Origin of the sequence: Flavobacterium calami (assembly GCF_038290035.1) — a bacterium.
Classification (GTDB): domain Bacteria; phylum Bacteroidota; class Bacteroidia; order Flavobacteriales; family Flavobacteriaceae; genus Flavobacterium; species Flavobacterium calami.
Genome location: NZ_JBBYHS010000007.1, coordinates 83,635 through 104,708, shown reverse-complemented (window position 1 = coordinate 104,708; position 21,074 = coordinate 83,635). Strand labels below are relative to the sequence as shown.

General features: G+C 34.0%; 18 protein-coding genes. 13 read left to right on the top strand and 5 right to left on the bottom strand.

From position 1 onward, the window contains the following. Positions 1–11: 11 nt before the first annotated feature. Entirely contained in the window at positions 12–863 is an 852-nt protein-coding gene (locus AAEO57_RS07795) for an aldose 1-epimerase family protein (protein ID WP_341691293.1), read from the bottom strand. A 180-nt stretch (positions 864–1,043) separates the two neighbouring features. Here AAEO57_RS07795 and AAEO57_RS07790 point away from each other — a divergent pair, with 180 nt between their 5' ends. The 11 genes from AAEO57_RS07790 (at position 1,044) to argH (ending at position 14,671) form a co-directional block, all read left to right on the top strand. Then, positions 1,044–3,311 (top strand): M1 family metallopeptidase, encoded by a 2,268-nt coding sequence (locus AAEO57_RS07790; protein ID WP_341691291.1) that lies wholly within the window; start codon positions 1,044–1,046, stop codon positions 3,309–3,311. A 465-nt stretch (positions 3,312–3,776) separates the two neighbouring features. Next, a complete protein-coding gene (locus AAEO57_RS07785) occupies positions 3,777–4,424 on the top strand; it encodes a GNAT family N-acetyltransferase (protein ID WP_341691289.1) in 648 nt (215 codons plus the stop codon). 54 nt (positions 4,425–4,478) lie between these two features. Further along, positions 4,479–5,672 carry an argininosuccinate synthase gene (locus AAEO57_RS07780; protein WP_341691287.1) on the top strand — a complete coding sequence of 398 codons (1,194 nt, stop codon included), beginning with the start codon at positions 4,479–4,481 and terminating at the stop codon, positions 5,670–5,672. Then, entirely contained in the window at positions 5,665–6,642 is a 978-nt protein-coding gene (gene argC, locus AAEO57_RS07775) for an N-acetyl-gamma-glutamyl-phosphate reductase (protein ID WP_341691284.1), read from the top strand. The genes AAEO57_RS07780 and argC overlap by 8 nt, the downstream gene beginning before the upstream one ends. 159 nt (positions 6,643–6,801) lie before the next feature. Continuing rightward, a complete protein-coding gene (locus AAEO57_RS07770) occupies positions 6,802–7,941 on the top strand; it encodes an aspartate aminotransferase family protein (RefSeq protein ID WP_341691282.1) in 1,140 nt (379 codons plus the stop codon). A 96-nt stretch (positions 7,942–8,037) separates the two neighbouring features. Further along, positions 8,038–9,231 carry a glutamate-5-semialdehyde dehydrogenase gene (locus AAEO57_RS07765; protein WP_423972143.1) on the top strand — a complete coding sequence of 398 codons (1,194 nt, stop codon included), beginning with the start codon at positions 8,038–8,040 and terminating at the stop codon, positions 9,229–9,231. Positions 9,232–9,328: 97 nt separating this feature from the next. Then, positions 9,329–10,090 carry a glutamate 5-kinase gene (gene proB, locus AAEO57_RS07760; RefSeq protein WP_341691280.1) on the top strand — a complete coding sequence of 254 codons (762 nt, stop codon included), beginning with the start codon at positions 9,329–9,331 and terminating at the stop codon, positions 10,088–10,090. 80 nt (positions 10,091–10,170) lie between these two features. After that, positions 10,171–11,118, top strand: a complete 948-nt coding sequence (locus tag AAEO57_RS07755) for an N-acetylornithine carbamoyltransferase (RefSeq protein WP_341691278.1) — start codon at positions 10,171–10,173, stop codon at positions 11,116–11,118. A 103-nt stretch (positions 11,119–11,221) separates the two neighbouring features. Beyond that, positions 11,222–11,995, top strand: coding sequence for an acetylglutamate kinase (gene argB, locus AAEO57_RS07750; protein WP_341691276.1), 774 nt, complete (start codon positions 11,222–11,224; stop codon positions 11,993–11,995). A gap of 96 nt (positions 11,996–12,091) precedes the next feature. Further along, the gene (locus tag AAEO57_RS07745; protein ID WP_341691274.1) at positions 12,092–13,162 is read left to right on the top strand and encodes a M20 family metallo-hydrolase; all 1,071 of its coding nucleotides are present in this window, start codon (positions 12,092–12,094) and stop codon (positions 13,160–13,162) included. Positions 13,163–13,390: 228 nt separating this feature from the next. Then, complete coding sequence (gene argH, locus AAEO57_RS07740) at positions 13,391–14,671, top strand: argininosuccinate lyase (protein ID WP_341691272.1); 1,281 nt, start codon at positions 13,391–13,393, stop codon at positions 14,669–14,671. A 193-nt stretch (positions 14,672–14,864) separates the two neighbouring features. On the opposite strand, the gene AAEO57_RS07735 is transcribed toward argH, so the two are convergent. After that, the gene (locus AAEO57_RS07735) at positions 14,865–16,241 is read right to left on the bottom strand and encodes a T9SS type A sorting domain-containing protein (protein ID WP_341691270.1); all 1,377 of its coding nucleotides are present in this window, start codon (positions 16,239–16,241) and stop codon (positions 14,865–14,867) included. 315 nt (positions 16,242–16,556) lie between these two features. Between AAEO57_RS07735 and AAEO57_RS07730 the strand changes: the two genes are divergently transcribed. Next, positions 16,557–17,141, top strand: coding sequence for a glutathione peroxidase (locus AAEO57_RS07730; protein ID WP_341691267.1), 585 nt, complete (start codon positions 16,557–16,559; stop codon positions 17,139–17,141). Between the two features lie 145 nt (positions 17,142–17,286). On the opposite strand, the gene AAEO57_RS07725 is transcribed toward AAEO57_RS07730, so the two are convergent. From AAEO57_RS07725 to AAEO57_RS07715, 3 genes are all read right to left on the bottom strand, one after another. Then, entirely contained in the window at positions 17,287–17,877 is a 591-nt protein-coding gene (locus AAEO57_RS07725) for an outer membrane beta-barrel protein (protein WP_341691265.1), read from the bottom strand. A 3-nt stretch (positions 17,878–17,880) separates the two neighbouring features. Next, entirely contained in the window at positions 17,881–18,501 is a 621-nt protein-coding gene (locus AAEO57_RS07720; protein ID WP_341691263.1) for a DUF4136 domain-containing protein, read from the bottom strand. A 147-nt stretch (positions 18,502–18,648) separates the two neighbouring features. Beyond that, positions 18,649–19,146: a GNAT family N-acetyltransferase gene (locus AAEO57_RS07715; protein WP_341691261.1), complete on the bottom strand. Its 498-nt coding sequence runs from the start codon at positions 19,144–19,146 to the stop codon at positions 18,649–18,651. Positions 19,147–19,398: 252 nt separating this feature from the next. Between AAEO57_RS07715 and menD the strand changes: the two genes are divergently transcribed. Beyond that, positions 19,399–21,060 carry a 2-succinyl-5-enolpyruvyl-6-hydroxy-3-cyclohexene-1-carboxylic-acid synthase gene (gene menD / locus AAEO57_RS07710; RefSeq protein WP_341691259.1) on the top strand — a complete coding sequence of 554 codons (1,662 nt, stop codon included), beginning with the start codon at positions 19,399–19,401 and terminating at the stop codon, positions 21,058–21,060. Positions 21,061–21,074: the final 14 nt, after the last annotated feature.

Below are 21,074 nucleotides of genomic sequence, written 5' to 3'. Positions count from 1 at the left end.
TTTTTTATGTTTTAAAGAATTTCGATATCAAATGAGGCTTCGAAAGTTTCATTTGCTTCAAGGATCAATATTCCTTCTTTTTTAAATAAATCCCCAAATTTTTCAGTTGTATCAGCATAACCAAACCAGGGTTCAATGCAAATAAAAGGAGCATTTTCTTTGGTCCAGATTCCTAAATTTGGAAAATCCTTAAAATCAACATTCAGATAAGGCTTTCTGTTTTCAAAAATAGTTAGCGAATTTGACTCTAAGCGTTTAAAAACCAAAGCGTCTTTTTCGAATAATTTGTAATCCAACTGAACTACATTGTCTGAAGTTGTCAATGGTTGAGTAATATTTGAAATTAAGCCATCTTCTAAAAGCGAATATTCTAGTTTTTCATCTTTTTCAAATTGAATACTGTAGTTAGAAAAATCTCCAGGCATAGCAAAAGCTGGGTGAGCACCTATAGAAAAAGGAAGTTGTTTTTCTTCTTTATTGATTACTTTATAAGCAATATTTAGTTTGTTTTCGTTAAGACTGTAAATAATCTGCAATTCAAATTTAAAAGGATATTTTTGAAGTGTTTCTTTATTATATGTCAAAGAAAATAGTGCAGACGATTCTGTTTTTTCTATCAATTGAAATTCCATATCGCGGGCGAAACCGTGTCTGGGTAAGTGAAAATCTTTTTCATTCAACGTGTAAGTTTCATTTTTTAAACTTCCAACAATCGGAAAAAGAATAGGGGAGTGTTTTGGCCAATAGTCAGGATTTCCATTCCACATATATTCTTGTCCTTCGTTGCTGATTAACGAAAATAATTCTGCACCCGCATGTTTTATGGATGCTTTTAGGGTTTTATTGGAGATTGAAGTGTTCAAAATATAAATGTTTTATGTTCTATAATGGCTGTAAATATATTTTTAAAATCTGTTTTTTTATCTTTTTAAATAAGTGAATTGTTGTTTTGATAAAATTTATTTAAAATTAAATTAAAGGTTTTACTTTTCTCTGTAAATAGCTTTTTTTTTCATTAATTTGTTACATAAATAGGTATAAATATGAAAACAAACTTCTCGAAAGCCTTATTGAGTATGGCTTTTTTTGTAGGATTTTCTTCGGTTTGGGCGCAGGAAGCTCCAAAGACCTCCGGAAATTCTGTTAATAAATACAATTACCATGATGCTTTCGCACCGCATTTTTACACTAAAAACGGTACTCCAACCCGTTCAGCAAGTGGTCAGCCGGGGGTTGAATATTGGCAAAACAGAGCTGATTATCAAATTACAGCAAAATTAAATGCCACAACAAACGAAATTATTGGTACTGATATAATTACGTACACCAATAATAGTCCGGATAAATTGTCTTTTGTCTGGCTGAATTTAGATCAGAATTTATTCAAAAATGATTCAAGAGGAAATGCTGTCATTCCTTTGACAGGAAGCCGTAACGGTGCACAGGGGCAGGTTTTTGACGGAGGAAACAAAATAAAATCAGTAAAAGTAATTTCATCAGGAAAGAAAACTACAGAAACTGATGTAAAATATGTAGTTACAGATACCCGAATGCAGATTTTTCTGCCACAGGAACTGGCTTCAAAAGGCGGATCTGTAAAAATTAAAATAGAGTTCTCATTTGTTGCACCTTTTGAAGGATCTGACAGAATGGGAGTTTTGGAAACTAAAAACGGTAAAATCTTTACTATTGCACAATGGTATCCGCGGATGTGTGTGTATGATGATGTAAGAGGTTGGAATACAGCGCCATATTTGGGGGCTTCTGAGTTTTATCTGGAATATGGTAATTTTGATGTAAAACTTACAGTTCCGGCAAATCATTATGTTGTTGGATCAGGGGAATTGTTAAACGGTGGAGAAGTACTGCCAGCTGAGCAATTTAAACGTTATAAAGAAGCTTCTCAAAGCGATAAAACGGTTACGATTCGTTCTGCAGAAGAAGTTGCAGCAACTGCAAAAAACAATGCTTCTGCTGAAAAAACCTGGCATTATCAAATCAAAAATGCACGTGATTTTTCTTGGGCTTCATCACCGGCTTTTATTTTAGATGGTGCAAAAATTAATCTTCCAAGCGGTAAAAAAGCTCTGGCTTTATCCGCTTATCCGGTTGAAAGTAACGGAAATAATGCGTGGGAACGCTCAACAGAATATGTAAAAGCATCAATTGAACATTATTCTAAACAATGGTTTGAGTATCCTTATCCGGCTGCGACAAACGTTGCAGGGAATGAGGGCGGAATGGAGTATCCGGGAATCGTTTTCTGTGGATGGAAATCGAAAGGGCAGGATTTATGGGGAGTTACAGATCATGAGTTTGGTCATATCTGGTTCCCGATGATTGTGGGTTCAAACGAAAGATTATTCGGCTGGATGGATGAAGGTTTTAATACATTTATCAATTCATTGAGTACAGCTGCTTTTAATAATGGTGAATACAAAGAAAAGCCAACCGATTATCATGAAGAAGCAGAAGCGTTCACGAGTCCGGATCTAGAAACCATCATGAGTTCTCCTGATAATATGAAAGAAGCCAATATTGGAACATTGTGTTATTTTAAGCCAAGTGCAGGTCTTATTTTGTTGAGAGAGCAGGTTTTGGGTAAAGAACGTTTTGATATTGCGTTTAGAACTTATATTGAAAGATGGGCTTACAAACACCCAACTCCGGATGATTTCTTCAGATCTATGGAAAATGTTGCGGGTGAAGACTTAAGCTGGTTTTGGAGAAGCTGGTATGTGAACAACTGGCGTTTTGATCAGGGAATAAACTCAATTAAATATGTGAAAAATAATCCTGCAAAAGGGGTTATCATCAATGTTGAAAATTTTGATAAAATGCCAATGCCTATTGTTTTAGATGTGAAAGGAAAAAGCGGAAAAGTAACAAGGGTTAATTTACCTGTGGAAATTTGGCAGCGTAATAATGACTGGTCGTTCAAACATAATTCGACAGAAGAAATAGAAAGTATTGTATTGGATCCGGATCACGTTTTTCCAGATTATAATGATTCGAATAATATTTGGGCAGCTTCCAAGGGTAAAATTGAAAAAGACGTTATTCTTGATGGTTATCTGGGAATTTATTCTACTACAAGAGCTCCTTTGAAAATTGAGTTTACAGAAAAAAGCAGTGCGTTAAATGTAGAAATTACAGATTTTCCAAAGTTTACTGTTGAACCTGTTGCTGGAGAAAAAGATACTTTTCAATCTAGCAGAGCAGGTTTGAAATTCAAGTTTAACGAAGCAAAAACAGCTTTTGATATGACAATTTTACAGAATGGACAGGTTATACCGTTCACCAAAAATTAAAAAGTAAATATATAATTAATTCAGCCCGATAGGTTTATAGAATCTATTGGGCTTTTTTGTGTTGAAAAAAAATAACATTGTATTAAAAAAACGTTAGAATTTTAAAAATTAGTTTTCTAAATAAAAAAATAATGTAATTTTGCACCATGAATAAAATAAGTTTACATATAACTTCTTTGTCACGGACAATCTCTCCTGGTACTTCTCCCGAAGTACGGATGCTATTAGCATAGTATTCAAGAGTTTTTCGTCGCGTATTTATTTATATTCATTTTTCATTTTGAAATCACATACATTGTCCATCGGACAGATATATACCAAAAGTATTTATTTTTATAAAATTTTCCTTAATCAGATTTTTGATTTTAAAGGTAGTGCTTCTGTTATGTCTGTTGTTAACTGGTTTTTTAGATTTCAAACCAAACAATACGTTTTAATATTTAACGCTAAACTTCAATTATTGAAATGAAAATCTCTATTGTTGTTACTCAGGAAGAACACTTCAAATTTGCACAGGAAATCTGTGACACAATAGAATCGTCTGCTTTGTTAAGAGGTACGGGGATCGCTAAAAGAACTCCTGAATACATTCAGAAAAAAATGTCCAATGGTGATGCGATGATTGCTCTGGCTGATGGGAAATTTGCAGGTTTTTGTTATATCGAAAGCTGGCAGCATGGAAAATTCGTAGCGCATTCAGGCTTAATCGTACATCCGGATTACAGAAATCTTGGTTTGGCTAAAAAGATAAAATCAAAAGTTTTTGATTATTCTTTAAAAAAATATCCAGAGGCAAAAATATTTGGTATTACAACTGGTTTGGCTGTAATGAAAATCAACTCAGATTTAGGCTATAAACCTGTTCCATTCTCAGAACTTACAACTGATCCAAGTTTTTGGAATGGATGTAAAACCTGTACTAATTTTGAAATTCTACAAAGCAAACAAAACAAAATGTGCCTTTGTACCGGAATGTTGTATGACCCAAAAGAAAAACAAAAAACACCGCCGAGACATCCTTTTAATGAGGCTGTTTTAAGCAGACTTAAAAAAATCAAACAGGCTTTATTCTTAAACAAAATATTGTCATTTGTTTTTCTATTCAAAATTTAATTAAAAGAAATCTCAAACTGCTAAATACGAAAGTATTAGCCAAAATTATAAAAAATGAAAAAAGTAGTATTAGCTTATAGCGGAGGATTAGATACCTCGTATTGTTTGAAATATTTAAAAAATGAAAAAGGTTATGAAGTTCATACCGTTCTTGTTGATACAGGAGGATTTAGTGCAGAAGAATTATCAGCAATCGAAAAAAGAGCTTATGAGTTAGGAAGTGCACAGCACGCCAACTTAACCATTTTAGACAAATATTACGATAAAGCTATAAAATACCTGATTTTCGGAAACGTATTAAAAAACAATACATACCCATTATCAGTAAGTGCTGAACGTGTTTTTCAAGCAATTGAAGCTATAAAATATGCGAAAAAAGTAGGAGCAACTGCAATCGCTCACGGAAGTACTGGTGCAGGAAACGATCAAATTCGTTTTGATTTGATTTTCCAGACTATTGCTCCGGAAATCGAAATCATCACACCAATTAGAGATTTAAAATTATCTAGACAAGAAGAAGTGGATTATCTGGCTCAAAACGGAGTTCACTATTCTTGGGAAAAAGCACAATATTCTATCAATAAAGGACTTTGGGGAACAAGTGTTGGAGGAAAAGAAACTCTAACTTCAGGTCAGCCATTGCCAGGTGAAGCTTATCCATCACAATTGCAAAAAGAAGGTGAAGAAAAAGTAACGCTTCATTTTGAACAAGGAGAATTAGTTGGTTTAAACGGAAAAACAGATAAACCATCAAACAATATTGTGGCGCTGGAAAAACTGGCAAGTGCTTATGCAATTGGTAGAGATATTCACGTTGGAGATACCATTATCGGAATTAAAGGAAGAGTTGGTTTTGAAGCTGCTGCGCCGTTAATTATCATCAAAGCCCACCATTTATTAGAGAAACACACTCTTGGAAAATGGCAACAATACTGGAAAGAACAATTAGGAAACTGGTACGGAATGTTATTCCACGAAGGTCAGTTCTTAGATCCGGTGATGAGAAACATTGAAATTTTCTTGCAAGACACACAAAAAACAGTAAACGGAACGGTAACAGTTTCATTAAAACCATATCATTTCTCACTTGACGGAATTGAATCTGAAAACGATTTGATGAATACAGGTTTCGGTCAATACGGAGAAATGAACAATGCCTGGACGTCTGACGATGCAAAAGGATTTATTAAGATTTTAGGAAATGCTCAAAATATTTTCTCATCTGTAAACAAATTAGATCATGATTAATGTCGGAATTATTGGTGGTTCGGGCTACACGGCCGGAGAACTTATCAGAATTTTAATGTATCACCCAAATGTAAACATCGATTTTGTTTACAGTACTACAAATGCGGGAAAACCGCTTTCTGTAGCGCATCACGATTTGATGGGCGATATTGAAATGAATTTCACAGCTGAAATTAATCCGAATGTGAATGTTGTTTTCTTGTGTTTAGGGCACGGAAAATCAATTTCATTTTTGAAAGAAAATCAGTTTGCGAGTCATACAAAAATCATTGATTTAGGAAATGATTTCAGATTGAATAAAGACGCTCATTTCGAAGGAAAAGATTTTATTTACGGATTGCCTGAAATCAATAAAGCCGAAATCAAAAAAGCAAATTATATCGCAAATCCTGGTTGTTTTGCAACAGCTATTCAGTTGGCATTATTGCCTTTAGCGAAGCACAATTTGCTAAATAATGATATTCATATTAATGCCACAACTGGAAGTACAGGAGCAGGAGTAAGTCTTTCGGAAACTTCTCATTTCAGTTGGAGAAACAATAATATGTCGCATTATAAAGCTTTTGAACACCAGCATTTGGGAGAAATTGGAGAAAGTTTAGTACAGTTACAGGACGATTTTGATAGCGAATTGCTTTTTATTCCGAATAGAGGAGATTTTCCAAGAGGAATTTTTGCGACGCTTTACACATTATGTGATGATAGTTTGGAAAATTTGGTTGCAAAATACGAAGAGTTCTATAAAGATGAGCCTTTTGTAACCATTACCACAACAAACATCAACATGAAACAAGTGGTGCAGACGAATAAATGTATTATTAGTTTATTGAAAAAAGGAAACCGGGTTCTCATAACATCAATTATAGATAACTTAACCAAAGGTGCTTCAGGACAAGCGATTCAAAACATGAATTTAATGTTCGGATTAGAAGAAACCACAGGTTTACATTTGAAACCAAGCGGATTTTAATTTTTAGTTTCAAGTTTAAAGTTTCAGGTTTCACGTTCTGTGTGTGACTCGAAATGGATACGAAGAAACATAACTAGTTTTAAGGTTTTAACTTTTAGTTTTCACGTTCAGTGAGTAACTTGAAACATGAAACCTGAGACAAAATAAACAAAACAAAAAATGAACTTATTCAACGTTTACCCATTATACGACATCACTCCAGTAAAAGCAGTAGATTGTACCATTATTGACGACAAAGGAGTAGAATACTTAGATTTATACAGCGGACATGGTGTGATTTCTATCGGACACACACAGCCGGATTATGTAGCAAAACTAAAGAATCAGATAGATAATTTAGGTTTTTATTCGAATGCCATTCAGAATCCTTTGCAGGTGGAATTGGCTCAGAAATTAGGAAAACTTTCTGGTCTTGAAGATTACGAATTATTTTTATGCAGTTCTGGAGCTGAGGCTAATGAAAATGCTTTAAAACTAGCTTCTTTCCATAACGGAAAATCAAGAGTTGTGGCTTTTGATAATTCTTTCCACGGAAGAACTTCTGCGGCAGTTGCTGTTACAGACAACAAAAAAATCGTTGCGCCAATAAATGCACAGCAAGTAGTTACTTTTTTACCTTTAAATCAAATAGAATTAGTTGAAGCTGAATTAGCTAAAGGAGATGTTACAGCAGTAATTATCGAAGGAATTCAAGGAGTTGGAGGTTTAGATCAAGGAACAACTGAATTTTTTCAGGCTTTAGAAAAAGCATGTAAAAAATACGATGTGGTTTTGATTTTAGATGAAGTACAATCAGGATACGGAAGAAGCGGAAAATTCTTCGCGTTTCAACATCACGGAATTAATGCTGATATTATTTCAGTAGCTAAAGGAATGGGGAACGGTTTCCCTGTTGGAGCAATTTTAATTTCTCCAAAATTCGAAGCAAGTTTCGGATTATTAGGAACAACTTTTGGCGGAAGCCACTTGTCTTGTGCAGCAGGAATTGCAGTTTTAGATGTAATTGAAAAACTTGATTTACAAAAGAATGTAAATGAAGTTTATGAATATTTCTTAGAGAAAATCAAAGAAGTAGAAGGAATCAAACAAGTAAAAGGAAAAGGATTAATGCTTGGAGTAGAGTTTGATTTTGATGTTGCAGCTTTAAGAAAGAAATTAATCATCGAAAAACACATTTTTACAGGAAGCGCGAACAATAAAAATCTATTAAGAATTTTACCGCCTTTAACTGTCAAAAAAGCAGATATCGATACGTTTGTAAAAGCTTTAAAAGAAAGTTTAGAAGAATTAAAAAACTAAACACGCAATTATCCTAACAGGTTTCTAAAACCTGTTAGGTATCAATAAGTTTCTATAAAAAGAAACAACCAAAAAACAACCAACCCACTTGAAATTATGAAACCATTATCAATTGAAACACGCAATGCGGTTTTGCGGGCTATGGCAAAGCTGGTCGAACAGGAGCGGAATGAGATAATCTTGACTAATCAGGAAGATCTTGCCGATTACGACGGCTCAGATTTAGCGATGGAAGAACGCTTAAAAGTAGATGATAAAAAAGTCGATGAGATGATTTTATCATTAAACCAATTAGCATCTCAGGAAGATCCTGTTGGTGTGGAGCGTTTTCATTTCACTCATGATAATGGAATAAAAGTGGTAAATAAAACAGCCGCTTTTGGAACGATTTTAATTATTTACGAATCTCGTCCAGATGTTACAATAGAAGCGGGCGGAATTGCGTTTAAATCCGGAAATAAAATTTTATTAAAAGGAGGAAAAGAGTCTTTAAAATCAAATTTGAAAATCGTAAGTCTTTGGCACAAAGCTTTAGAAGAAAACGGAGTTTCGACAGACTGGGTAGAATATCTGAATTACAACAGAACAGAAACTCAGGCGTTTTTAGAAAAACCAACTCAAAAAGTTGATTTAATTGTTCCAAGAGGAGGAGAAAAACTAATTGAGTTTGTAAAAGGACATGCAACGTGTCCTGTAATTGTAAGCGGACGAGGAAATAATTTTGTTTACGTTAATGAAAAAGCAGATACAGATTTGGCTTTAAAAGTGATTTTGAATGCCAAAACAGCTAAAATTTCAGCTTGTAATGCTTTGGATAAAGTTTTGATTGATTCGAAACTTCCTAATTTTGAAGGCTTCACAGCAATGCTGATTGAGGCTTTAATAGAAGCAAAAGTAGAAGTTATTGTAGATAAATTGTTAGAGAATTTCGAAAATACTAAGACGATCGAAAACGAAGATATTTGGTACGAAGAATTTCTGGATTATAAAATCGTAATCGGAACCATCGATTCTCAGGATCATGCAATTAATATGATTAATAAATATTGCGGAGGACATTCTGCAGCAATTATTACAAGAGATAACGAAGTTGCACAACAGTTTATGGAATCGATAGATGCCGCAGCAGTTTACCAAAATGCCTCAACCCGTTTTACAGACGGCGGACAATTTGGTCTGGGCGGAGAATTAGCAATCAGTACTGATAAATTGCATCAACGCGGTCCAATCGGCCTTCAACATCTCGTGACCAATAAATGGTACGTTTACGGAGAAGGACAAATTAGGTAATTGAGATAATATGAAAATTGAGGCAATTAGATAATTAGTAAATTCTAAAAAAAACTTAGAATCTCAGCATCTTAGAGCCTTAGTATCTTTAAATGACATGATAAAAAAACGGATTTTATTAAAAATAGGAAGCAATACTTTAACCAAAGAAACCAATCATATTTCGCGGGGAAAGATTGAAGACTTAGGGATACAGATTGCAGCTCTAAACGACGAATATGAGTTTATAATAGTAAGTTCCGGGGCAATTGCCGCAGCAAAGCAATTTGTAAAACTGGATAATCAGGATAAAGATGTTTTTGTGAAGCAGGCTTTGGCCTCTATCGGACAGCCTCATTTAATGCGGATTTACAATGAAAATTTTAAGGATTTAGGATTACACACTTCACAGTGTTTACTTTCTTATTCTGATTTCGAAAAAGAGCAGACGAAAAAGAACATTGTAAATACAATTAATGTATTGGTTAGAAACAATTACATTCCAATTATCAATGAAAATGATACCGTTGCGACAGATGAGATTCGGTTTGGAGATAATGACAAATTAGCGGCTTTAACAGCGGTGCTGCTAGATGTTGATATTCTGATAATTGCAACCAATACAAACGGAATTTACACGAAAGAATCAATTCATAATGAAGTTCCGGAAACGATTAAATTGGTAAATGATTTAAAATCGCTTGAGAAAGAAATCGGAGATTCAAAATCATCACACGGAACAGGAGGAATGCAATCTAAAATTGAAGCTGCCGGAATTGCGAAAGCGGCCCACATAGAAACCTGGATCGTCAATGGATTAAATGATAATTTTATTTTAAAGGCATTAAAAAACGAAATCCCGTTTACGAAAATAATCTAATGAGTGAATTAGAAAATTAGTTAATTAGATAATCACAATTATCCAATTTTCTAATTATCAAATTATCTAAATTAAAAAATATGAACTATATCTCAATAAAAGACATCAACTCATTATCAAAATGGGTAAAACAAGCGATAAAAATCAAAAAGAACCCGCTTAAAAATCAAAGTTTAGGAAAGAAGAAAACTTTAATAATGTTGTTTTTCAATTCTAGTTTGAGAACTCGTTTAAGTACACAAAAGGCGGCCATGAATTTAGGAATGAATGTTATGGTGATGAACTTTGGCAGCGAAGGCTGGACGTTGGAATTTGAAGACGGTGCTGTAATGAATTCAGGTGCTTCAGAACATATTAAAGAAGCAGCAGAAGTAGTTTCTCAATATGGTGATATCATCGCTATCCGTGCTTTTGCAGGTCTGGTTGACAAAGAAAAAGATTATGCCGAAACAGTTATTTCAGGATTTCTGAAACATGCTACAGTGCCAATCGTAAACATGGAAAGTGCTGTGCGTCATCCATTACAGTCGTTAGCAGATGCTATCACAATGGAAGAATTCAAAACAAAACACAAACCAAAAGTAGTACTTTCGTGGGCGCCGCATCCAAGAGCTTTGCCACAGGCTGTTGCGAATTCATTTGTAGAAATGATGCAGATGCAAAAGGATATGGATTTTGTAATCACGCATCCGGAAGGTTATGAACTAAGCCCGGAAATTACAAAAGACTGTAAAATTGAATACGATCAAAACAAAGCTTTTGAAAATGCTGATTTCGTTTACGTAAAAAACTGGAGCAATTTCAATGATTATGGAAAAGTAACGAACAGTGACCCAAATTGGACAGTTACTGCCGAAAAAATGGCTTTGACCAATAACGGAAAATTCATGCATTGTCTTCCGGTTCGTCGTAACGTAATTGTAAGCGATGAAGTAATTGACAGTGAAAATTCAATCGTAATTGAACAGGCAAATAACAGGACATATTCTGCACAATTAGTTTTACAGAAGATTTTGAAGAAATTGTAAACATAAGGTACAAAGGCACAAAGTTGCAGAGGTTCAAAGGTTTTAAAAGCTTTGAGAAAACCTTTGAACCTTTGTCTCTCTGAACCTCTGAACCTTAAAAATAATGAACGTATCAGTAATAAAAATAGGCGGAAACATCATCGATAATCCAACAGAATTAGAACAATTTCTAACTGATTTTTCTAAAATTGAAGGATATAAAGTATTGGTTCACGGCGGTGGAAAATCGGCTACAAAAATGGCGCAGAGTATTGGTTTGGTTCCGCAAATGATTGACGGACGCCGAATTACAGATGCTCCAATGCTTGACGTTGTGGTGATGATTTACGCTGGACAAATCAACAAACATATTGTGGCGCAATTGCAGGCAAAAAACAATAATGCAGTTGGTTTTTCTGGTGCTGATGGGAATTTAATCCAATCTGTAAAGCGAAATCACCCGACAATCGATTATGGATTTGTTGGTGACGTAAAACATGTCAATACAAAATTGCTAGCAACTTTATTAGAAGCTGGAATTGTACCTGTTTTCTGTGCGATTACACACGACAAAAACGGACAATTATTAAACACAAATGCGGATACGATTGCAAGTGAATTGTCAATTGCATTATCTGAAGTTTTTGATGTAACGCTAACGTATTGTTTTGAAAAACAAGGTGTTTTACAGGATTCAGAAGACGATTCGTCTGTGATTACGGAAATTAACGAAACATTATACAACAAACTAAAAGAAGAAAAAGTAATCCATTCCGGAATGATTCCTAAATTGGATAACTGTTTCAATAGTTTGTCACGAGGTGTACAGAAAATCAAAATTGGGCATCACAGAATGCTTCAAAATTCAGACGTTCTGCATACGACGATTACTTTATAAAAGAAAAAGTTGCTAAGTTTCAAAGAAACCAAGACTTTTGCAGTCTTAGAATTTCAGTCCCGATAGCTATCGGGATAGTATCAGTACCTAATTAAAATGAAAAATATAGAAACGCTTACCCAAGAAGCAATTAATTTATTAAGAAATCTGATTGAAACCCCTTCATTTTCAAGTGAAGAAGATCAAACGGCTCTTTTAATAGAAAATTGGTTCAGTCAAAATGAGATTCCTTTCAAAAGAGAAAACAATAATGTGTGGGCTTTCAACAAATATTTCGACAAAAAGAAGCCAACGCTTTTACTAAATTCACATCATGATACTGTAAGACCCAATCAGGCTTACACCAACGATCCGTTCAAAGCGATTGAAAAAGACGGTAAGCTTTTCGGTTTAGGAAGTAATGATGCCGGTGGATGTCTGGTTTCGTTGTTGGCGACGTTTGTACATTTTTACGAAAATCAAAATTTATCACATAATATCGTTATTGTTGCTTCGGCAGAAGAGGAAAGCAGCGGGAAAAATGGTTTAAACAGTGTTTTAAAACATTTACCGGAACTGGATTGCGCCATTGTGGGAGAACCAACATTAATGCAATTGGCTGTTGCAGAGAAAGGTTTATTAGTTCTTGACGTAAAAGTAAAAGGAACCGCAAGCCACGCCGCGCATCAAAACGATGATAACGCTTTATACAAATCAATTCCGGTAATGGAATGGTTTAAAAACTATAAATTCGACAAAATCTCAGACGTTTTAGGTCCGGTAAAAATGACTGTAACTCAGATCAACGCAGGGAAACAGCATAATGTAGTTCCTTCAGAATGTGATTTGGTGGTTGATATTCGTGTAAACGACTGCTATACTAATGCTGAAATTTTAGAAGTAGTTACAGCCAGTGTAAATGCCGAAGTGAAACCAAGATCCATGCATTTGAATGCTTCGTCTATTCCAATTGCTCACGGTTTGGTACAGGCCGGAATAGCTTTAGGAAGAACCACTTATGGCTCTCCAACATTATCAGATCAATCGGTGTTGAGTTGCCAGTCCTTGAAATTAGGACCAGGAGAAACCCTACGGTCGCATTCAGCAGACGAATTTATTTTTGTAAATGAAATTGAAGAAGGAGTTGACTTGTATATCAAAATACTAACCGATTTCTTTAAATTATAAAATTATTCAGGAGCTATTCCCGCTATCCGTTGCAATCTTTTATTTTTTAAAGAAAAAAATAAAAGGATTTCCACTACTATCGGGGCTAGAAACACTATCAATATAAACGATGACATTATAAATAAGTTAGAAAATAACTTCAAAGATTCGACAAAGAGAAGAATCTAAAGGTCTAAAATCTAAGAAGTCTAAAAATCTAACTATCTAAGAAGTCTAAAAATCTAAGTTATGAAACTTTGGGAAAAAGGAATACCAACAGATAAACAAATCGAACAATTCACAGTTGGAAACGATCGTGAACTGGATTTAGTTTTAGCAAAATACGATGCTTTAGGTTCAATCGCTCACGCTAAAATGTTGGGACAGATTGGTTTATTAACTTCAGAAGAAACCGCTTCTTTGGTTGATGCCTTAAACGAAATTATCGCTGATATCGTAGTTGGAAATTTCGAAATCGAAGACAGTTTCGAAGATGTACATTCTAAAATCGAATATCTTCTAACAGTTAAATTAGGCGATGCTGGAAAGAAAATCCACACTGCGCGTTCTCGTAACGATCAGGTTTTAGTAGATGTTCATTTGTATTTAAAAGACGAATTAAAAGCGATAAAAGAACAAGTAAAAACGCTTTTTGATTTGCTAATGGAATCTGCAGAAAAACATCAAAACGTTTTATTGCCAGGTTATACGCATTTGCAAATCGCGATGCCATCGTCATTCGGAATGTGGTTTTCTGCTTATGCGGAAAGTTTAATCGATGATATTACGATGCTGAATGCAGCTTCAAAAATTGTAGATCAGAATCCGTTAGGTTCTGCTGCGGGTTACGGAAGTTCATTCCCAATCAACAGAACCTTTACAACTCAGGAATTAGGTTTTGAAACTTTAAAGTATAATGCTGTAGCTGCACAAATGAGCCGTGGAAAGGCAGAGAAAACAGTGGCTTTTGCCATGACAAGTGTGGCAGGAACGTTATCAAAATTCGCCATGGATGTTTGTTTGTATATGAGCCAGAACTTTGATTTTATTGGTTTGCCTGCGCATCTTACAACAGGATCAAGCATTATGCCTCACAAAAAGAATCCGGATGTTTTTGAATTGATCAGAGGAAAATGCAATAAGATTCAGGCACTTCCATACGAAATCACTTTAATTACCAATAATCTTCCAAGTGGTTACCACAGAGATTTGCAGCTTTTAAAAGAAGGTTTATTTCCTGCGATTCAAAATTTAAAAGCTTGTCTGGATATAGCTATATTTTCAATTAAAGATATTACGGTGAAAGATCATATTTTAGAAGATAAAAAATACGATTATTTGTTTACGGTTGATACTTTAAACGAAATGGTGGTTGACGGAATGCCTTTTAGGGATGCTTACAAAGCCGTTGCCGAACAGTTAGAAGCAGGAACTTATAAATCTCCAAAAGAAACCAGACACACCCACGAAGGAAGTATTAATAATTTGTGTTTAGATGCAATTAAAGACAAAATGAAAGCAGCTTTTTAGAAGTTCTTTTAAAAAGTATAAAAAAATACAGAAACCGATTTGTGAATTGTACAAATCGGTTTTTTATTATTTATAGTTTAAGAAATTTTAAACGGACTTATTCTTTATTGATCAGTATTATTATACTAAAAAAAAAAAACAGTAGCAGACTTAAATTCTGCTACTGTTTTTAAAATTTATTAATAGTTTAAAACTAATTTTTAATTACCTTAAAAGTTTTAACTTTATTATCAATTTGAACTTTACACACATAGACACCTTGAGCAAGGTTTGCTACATTTAATTCTAATTTTTCATTAGAGGTAACATTTTTTGCAAGGTTTAAAACTTTAGTTCCGTTTGAGGAGTAAACATCAACAATTGCTTTACCATTTTCTATACTTGAAAATTCGATATTTAAAACGTTGTCTAAAACCGTTGGGTAAACTTTAAGTTCTGAATCAGCTACATTATCATTTACTCCTAAAGTATTAGGGCAACTTGTAGAAATTACACCATCAGCAGTGACTTGTAATGTGGCTCCTGCTCCGCAATCTTCATCTTTAACATAAGTAGCTACTTGTGATGTATTAAGTTTTGTATATGAGTATGATGGCTTGGAAACTGTTCCAATATTTGCGACTGAAACAGGCGTAGAACTTGCTCCCTGAACAGAACCACTGAATTCTAAACCAATTGTTCCTCCATCACCAGAGTAAGATTGATAAACTTTTGCTATTGTTTCAAAATTACTATTTTCAACATAACAAGTTGTATTATTGTCTCCTCCGCCTAAACCTATAGCTAATGATCCAGAAACAGAGGTTTTATAGTAACAATTTAAGATATGTAATTCAGCATTTCTTGCTCTTGGCATTCTCTCTTTACAACCTTCAGCCCAATAACAGTTTTTAAAAGTAATACTATAATGACCATCAGTAGGGAAATCATCATGATCAGAACCTATCAAATTTGAAAAACGGTGGTCATTTGTAAAATTTGTTACATTTCGGGGTATTGGTTGTTCTTTGTAAGTAAATTTACACCATGATATTGTAATGTTGTCAGCTTTTCCTTTGTTATCAAAATTTCCATCCATTCCGTCCTGAAATTCACAATGATCAACCCAGATATTGGTACCTTCATTAGTAATTAAATCTCTACCATCTACATCAAAAGCACCAGGCCCCTGAAATACAAGATTTCGGAATATAACATTAGATGAATTTTCTTTAAGACCAAAAATCCCGGATACATTCTTCGAAGTTGTTGCATTATTGATATCTATTTGAGTATTTTTCAGAATTGCGCCAGGCATTCCAATAATAGTTTTATTATTTAATTGTACACTCAGATAAGTACAATCAATTGTTCCGGGAGCTACCAAAATTACTGATGTAGACGGATCAAGAGATTTAAGTGCATCTGATAATTGCTTATAAGTAGAAACAGTTACAGTATTAGAAGGAGTCGGGGTTCCTCCACCAGTCGCAGCAGCGCCAAAGCCTTCAGGTACAGGCATGTAGTAGTTTTGAGCAAAAATGCCCGAAAAACTAAGTAGGAAAAGAATTAGGGGTAATGTCTTTTTCATTGTTTAAAAATTAATTAATTGTTTTTAAATTGTTTACAAGTGGTTAATGTAATCGATTGCACAAATTTAATTCAATAAAATTTATTATAGATATATTGCCATTACTATTATTATTTTGATAGTGCAGTTTTGTATTAATACATCCTTTACAGCTATATTTATGGGAATGTGTTAAATTTTGGGAAGTTTTTTTAAAAATACGTAACCTTTTATATTGACAATAAGATTTTGAAAGCAGTAACATTTTGTGATAAAAATTGAATACGAATCAGTGATTTCATTTAGAATTTGATTAATTTTATAAAAAATTAAATGATGAATAAAATAGTATTTTTAGTTTGCAGTGCAGTCTTTTTAATGGCAGCACAAGTTCAGGCTCAAACAAGTATCAATAAACCTAACACAGAAAAAGTTATGGCGAAACAAACCATTTATCAGTTTAAGGTACAGGATTTATCAGGAGATACTTTTGATTTTTCTTCTTTAAAAGGAAAAAAAATCATGGTTGTAAACACAGCTTCAAAATGTGGTCTGACACCTCAGTATAAAGAATTAGAAGCTTTGTATAAAGAATATGGATCTAAAGGTTTTGTAATTGTGGGTTTTCCGGCAAATAATTTTGCTTCTCAGGAGCCGGGTACAAGTAAGGAAATCGCTGCTTTCTGCCAGCAAAATTATGGGGTAACTTTTCCAATGATGGACAAAGTTTCTGTGAAAGGTGATGATATGTGTGAAATTTATAAATTCCTTACTCAAAAATCTAAAAACGGTTTGCAGGATTCTGAAGTAGAGTGGAATTTTCAGAAATATTTAATTAATGAAAAGGGTGAGCTGGTAAAAGTTATTAAGCCAAGAACATTGCCAACAGATCCTGAAATTGTGAATTGGATAAAAGGATAATATTTAAAGAAAAATATTTGAAATGAGATTTTTGGGAAACTGGAAATCTCATTTTTTTTGGGGAAGTATTAGGAATTGTTTGAAAACATAACAGCAAAAAGGCTGCCTTTTTAGACAGCCTTTGTATTAGTAATCCAGTTTGTGGTTATCTTCCCAAAAAAGAAACCCCCAGATTGATTGCAAAATATGAAACGGGATGATTAATTTCTCCAGATTCAAACCCGTAGATGTATTTACCGGCAATTGTCAATGCTATTTTTGGGTCTACCTTGTATTCCAGACCAATTTCAGGCTGTAATGCAAAATTCCATGACTCTTGTTCTATGGTATAAATATACATATCAGTATTACTACGATTGTAAACTACTCCTAAACCTAAACCTGCATAGGTATTTATTTTGTCGTTTTGTTTGAAGTAATAATCTACTGTTGCCAATATCGGAACAGAGTTATTTGTTCTGTATTGTTTTCCAGAAAGCGAAGTAGTTCCTTCTGTATAAGTGTCATAAGGTAAGTCACTATAGAAAACGTTCCATCCGGTAGTAAAACCAACAGCTACCTGAGGTTTCACAAATTTTGAATAAGTGAATGAAAATCCACGAAAACTCGCATCGCATATATAATCTGAGAACTCACCACTTGGAAATCCGATCGAATACGATAAATTAGTAACAGACTGAGCACTCATATTACTAATTGTTCCTAATAGAATTAGGCTTAATATAAATTTTTTCATAAGTTAATTAGTTTTAAGATAAGGAGATTGTGCAAAAGCCTGATCTATTCCTTTTGTTACTCTGTTTACATCATAATTCCAGGTTACTAAACCTGCTGCTGCTGAAACCCATACCGCCGGACTTGTACCTGTTGGGCTTTGTACCTCAGGGTCTGAAATCGTCATTAGTAAACTACCTGTTGTATAGGAGCTTATACTAACATAAGGCGGGTAATACCATCCCCAGTAAGGAGGGTAATAACCTCCGTACCACCAATCATACCAATAGGAGAAAAATACTGTCGTAGATTTCATCATTGCCGGTGTAAGCAATACATCCGGTGAACTGCTTATAGGTGTTTCTGTCCAGCCTAATGCAGACATGTTACTTTTAATTGATGCTAATATCGGAGTTGCATATTGAGTCTCCATATAAACAAAAGTAGTGTCTCCGTCTTCTATTTTAACATCTACAACAATTTTGTCAGGGATGGCGTAAGTACCTTTTGAAGCGAAATCATAATCTTTGATGTAATCAGTATAAACCACATCCAAATCAGAATAGCTATCAGGTTCATCCAGCTGACATCCTGAGAGCAAAATGAATGCTCCAAGACATAAAAATAAATTCTTTTTACTTTTCATTTGATTTTTTAATTAAGATTAGTCTCACGAATTTAAGAAAAATCAATAAAAAGTAATGTTATTAACGGTTAAATGGAAGGTGTAATGTATTGATAATTTGTTAGTTGCTTTTTTTATATTAAGAGAGTGGGGTGGTAGAATGAAAAATTATTCTAAAATTAGCTGCATAAAAACCAGATCCAGCCAGTGATCAAATTTATAGCCAACTTCACGAATTGTTCCTGTGGCAACAAATCCGAATCTTTCATGAAAAGCAATGCTTCCGGCATTGTCTGCATCTATAGCGCCAATCATAACATGATATCCTTGCTCTTTTGCCAGACGAATAAGTTCTGTTAAAATTTTTGAACCAATACCTTTTCCAGTCACATGATCGACCACATACACAGAATGTTCGACAGTATATTGATAACCAATTTTTTCACGAAATTGTCCGTAACTTCCAAACCCTACAACTTCTCCGTCTAAATCGGCGACAACAACAGGCAGGTTTTTAGAAAGTTTATCTTCAAACCATTTAGTCTGGACTTCGATAGTCTGAATATCATAGCTGTAATTTGCGGTAGTATGTAATATAGAATGATTGACAATTTCAAGAATTTTTTCCAAATCAGTTGATTTGGCCAGTCTAAGAGTTATATTCATACTAAATTAAGTTTAATGAGTTTTATTAATAAAATTTAACGCCTTTTATTTTCAAAATAAAAAACGACAAAAGAGACAGAATGGTTAATTTTATTGAAAAAATCAGTTTTTGCAAAGATATTGTCTTTTTCTAATAAGCGCTTAATATCTTTTGTGTTTATAAACAAAATCAGACCTTAAGTTTGTAACTTTGTGTTCAGAAAAAGAAAATTTTTAGTAGTTGATTTTCTTAAAAAATAACATGCCATTAGAATGATTTACCCCAAAATACCACTTGCTCAAAGTATTATCGAAATTTGTTCAGCAAAAGAAATCCATAATATCATAATTTCTCCGGGATCCAGAAATGCTCCTTTAACGATTGGTTTCGCCCAAAATCCTAATTTTAAATGTTACAGCATTGCAGACGAGCGATGTGCGGCTTTTTTTGCACTGGGAATTGCTCAACAAACCAAAAAGCCAACAGCAATTGTCTGTACTTCAGGATCTGCATTATTAAATTATTATCCGGCTATAGCTGAAGCATTTTACAGTCAGATTCCGTTAATTGTAATTTCGGCAGACCGACCACAAAATAAAATTGATATTGGAGACGGACAGACCATTCGTCAGCAAAATGTTTTTCAGAATCATTCGGTTTTTAATGCCAATTTGACTGAGGAAGCATCTGAAGAGAATGATTTAAAAATAAGCGAAGCCATAAACACTGCTATTCTTCAAAAAGGACCTGTTCATATCAATGCTCCTTTTGAGGAACCTTTGTATGAAACCGTTGAAACACTTTCGGTTCGCCCAAAAATTACTTATTTGGATGAAATTACAGAAACAAAATCAATTGAAAATTTGGGAGAATTGGCTTCAATTTGGAACACTGCTAAGCGAAAACTTATTTTAGTGGGTGTAAATGAAGCAGGCTCAATTGATGAAGAAGTAATAATAAATTTGGCAAAAGATCCTTCTGTGGTGGTACTTACAGAAACTACTTCTAATTTGCATCATCCTAATTTTATTAACAGTATTGATACTTTAATTACTCCTTTTGATGATGCTGATTTTAAGGAGTTTGAGCCGGAAATTTTAGTGACTTTTGGTGGAATGGTAGTATCAAAACGTATTAAAGCTTTTTTACGAAAATATAAACCTCAACATCACTGGCATATAGATACATTACGTGCATACGATACTTTCAATGCATTGACAAAACATGTTGTAATGCAGCCAAATGATTTCTTCAGAGATTTTTTTTCTAGGACCATTTTTGCTGAAAGTGATTATTTCAAACAAATCAATGAAATTTACGAGCAGCGAAAAATTAGAAAGAAAAAGTATTTAGATAAAATTCCGTTTTCTGATTTTAAAGTATTCGAAAAGGTAATCGAATCTTTACCAAAAAATAGTCAGTTGCAGATAAGTAACAGTTCTGCCATTCGATATGCCCAATTAATAGATATTGATTCGACTATAGAAGTTTTTTGCAACAGAGGAACAAGCGGAATCGATGGCAGTACATCAACAGCAATCGGAGCAGCAACAGGGAGTTCAAAGCAAACCATTTTTATTACTGGCGATATTAGTTTTTTGTACGACAGTAATGCTTTGTGGAACTCATACATTCCTAAAAATTTTAAAATTATCCTCATCAATAATGGAGGTGGAGGGATTTTCAGGATTTTACCGGGTCACGAAGAAAAACCTGTTTTTAATACCTATTTCGAAACTTCACATCACCTGACAGCAGAGCATCTTGCAAAAATGTATCAATTGAATTATTTTAAAGCTACAGATTCTGCTTCATTAGAGCAAAATATAAAATCTTTATATGCAGCTAATGATGTTCCGGGCATATTAGAGATTTTCACGCCAACTGCTGAAAATGATGTTATCCTGAAACAGTTTTTTAAAGAGTTGGTTTAAAATAATATATAAAA

Excerpts from the sequence above, each read along its gene's own strand:
- AAEO57_RS07715 (WP_341691261.1), bottom strand. The coding sequence starts at position 19,146 with ATGAATATAACTCTTAGACTGGCCAAATCAACTGATTTGGAAAAAATT.
- AAEO57_RS07755 (WP_341691278.1), top strand. The coding sequence starts at position 10,171 with ATGAACTATATCTCAATAAAAGACATCAACTCATTATCAAAATGGGTA.
- AAEO57_RS07790 (WP_341691291.1), top strand. The coding sequence starts at position 1,044 with ATGAAAACAAACTTCTCGAAAGCCTTATTGAGTATGGCTTTTTTTGTA.
- AAEO57_RS07745 (WP_341691274.1), top strand. The coding sequence starts at position 12,092 with ATGAAAAATATAGAAACGCTTACCCAAGAAGCAATTAATTTATTAAGA.
- AAEO57_RS07765 (WP_423972143.1), top strand. The coding sequence starts at position 8,038 with ATGAAACCATTATCAATTGAAACACGCAATGCGGTTTTGCGGGCTATG.
- menD (WP_341691259.1), top strand. The coding sequence starts at position 19,399 with ATGATTTACCCCAAAATACCACTTGCTCAAAGTATTATCGAAATTTGT.
- AAEO57_RS07780 (WP_341691287.1), top strand. The coding sequence starts at position 4,479 with ATGAAAAAAGTAGTATTAGCTTATAGCGGAGGATTAGATACCTCGTAT.
- argC (WP_341691284.1), top strand. The coding sequence starts at position 5,665 with ATGATTAATGTCGGAATTATTGGTGGTTCGGGCTACACGGCCGGAGAA.
- AAEO57_RS07730 (WP_341691267.1), top strand. The coding sequence starts at position 16,557 with ATGAATAAAATAGTATTTTTAGTTTGCAGTGCAGTCTTTTTAATGGCA.
- AAEO57_RS07785 (WP_341691289.1), top strand. The coding sequence starts at position 3,777 with ATGAAAATCTCTATTGTTGTTACTCAGGAAGAACACTTCAAATTTGCA.
- AAEO57_RS07735 (WP_341691270.1), bottom strand. The coding sequence starts at position 16,241 with ATGAAAAAGACATTACCCCTAATTCTTTTCCTACTTAGTTTTTCGGGC.
- AAEO57_RS07720 (WP_341691263.1), bottom strand. The coding sequence starts at position 18,501 with ATGAAAAGTAAAAAGAATTTATTTTTATGTCTTGGAGCATTCATTTTG.
- argB (WP_341691276.1), top strand. The coding sequence starts at position 11,222 with ATGAACGTATCAGTAATAAAAATAGGCGGAAACATCATCGATAATCCA.
- AAEO57_RS07770 (WP_341691282.1), top strand. The coding sequence starts at position 6,802 with ATGAACTTATTCAACGTTTACCCATTATACGACATCACTCCAGTAAAA.
- AAEO57_RS07725 (WP_341691265.1), bottom strand. The coding sequence starts at position 17,877 with ATGAAAAAATTTATATTAAGCCTAATTCTATTAGGAACAATTAGTAAT.
- argH (WP_341691272.1), top strand. The coding sequence starts at position 13,391 with ATGAAACTTTGGGAAAAAGGAATACCAACAGATAAACAAATCGAACAA.
- proB (WP_341691280.1), top strand. The coding sequence starts at position 9,329 with ATGATAAAAAAACGGATTTTATTAAAAATAGGAAGCAATACTTTAACC.